Origin of the sequence: Streptomyces sp. H27-D2, assembly GCF_035828615.1 — a bacterium.
In the GTDB taxonomy this organism is placed as follows: domain Bacteria; phylum Actinomycetota; class Actinomycetes; order Streptomycetales; family Streptomycetaceae; genus Streptomyces.
Window position 1 is genome coordinate 1 of the sequence record NZ_JAYMZR010000217.1, and the last position, 1,156, is coordinate 1,156.

1 protein-coding gene is annotated in these 1,156 nt (G+C 71.5%); it reads left to right on the forward strand.

What is annotated here, in order from left to right; genetic code table 11:
- On the forward strand, positions 1–1,135 hold a 1,135-nt coding region (locus QMK28_RS33965), incomplete at its 5' end, for an IS4 family transposase (RefSeq protein ID WP_326443552.1).
- Between the last annotated feature and the right edge of the window lie 21 nt (positions 1,136–1,156).

Consider the following 1,156-nt stretch of genomic DNA (forward strand, 5'->3'; position numbering starts at 1 on the left):
GGTGGTGGTGGGGTGCGGACGCACTGAGGAACGTCGACGCCTGCTTCCCGCGCGGGTGGTGGTGTATTTCGTGCTCGCGATGTGCCTGTTCTCGGGGCAGGGGTACGAGGAGGTCGGACGGCTTCTGACGCAGGGCCTGGAACGGGAACGTCGCTGGTCGAGGACGTGGCGGGTGCCCACCAGCGGGGCGATCGGACGGGCCCGGCTCCGGCTGGGGGCGGAACCGATGAGGGCGTTGTTCGCCCGGGTCTGCCGGCCCGTGGCGGTCCCGGCGACGCCGGGAGCCTGGTTTCGTGGTCTGCGGTTGGTGTCGGTGGACGGGACGACCTTCGACCTTCCCGACACGGAGGCGAACGCCGCCTTCTTCGGGCGGCCGGGAACGGGGCGCGGCCAGGGCAGGAGCGCGTATCCGCAGGCCAGGGCCGTGGCCCTGGTCGAGTGCGGCACCCATGCCGTGTTCGCCGCCGACGTCGCGCCGCTGGGTGTGCACGAGACGGTCCTGGCCCGCCGCCTGTTCCCGTCACTGACCAGGGGAATGCTGCTTCTGGCAGACCGGGGCTTCCTCGGCCTCGACCTGTGGCGGGCCGCCGCGGCGACCGGCGCGGACCTGCTGTGGCGGGTCAAGAGCAACGCGGTCCTGCCCGTGCTGACCGCACTGCCCGACGGCTCGTACCTGTCGCGGATCGTCGCCGCCCGGGACAAGAACCGACGAGCCGACCCGGAAGCGGTCCGCGTCATCGAGTACACCCTGGGCCCTCCCGGAGAGGGCACCGTGTACCGGCTGCTCACCACTCTCCTGGACCCGGCCACCGCGCCGGCCGCGGAACTGGCCGCGCTCTACGCCGAGCGCTGGGAGATCGAGACGACCCTCGACGAGATCAAGACCCACCTGTGCGGACCCCACTTCGTCCTGCGATCCCAGCATCCGGTGGGGGCCGAGCAGGAGATCTTCGCGTTCCTCCTGGTGCACCACGCGCTGCGCGACCTGATGCACCAGGCCTCCCAGCGGGAGGGAGAGGATCCGGACCGGATGTCCTTCATTCGCACCTTGCGCGTCGTCCGCCGGCAGACCACCAGCCAGGCGGGCTTTTCCCCCCTCCCGGCTCACCCGGGCGCTGACGCGGACCCTGCGTGAGATCACCGAACGTCTCCTGGA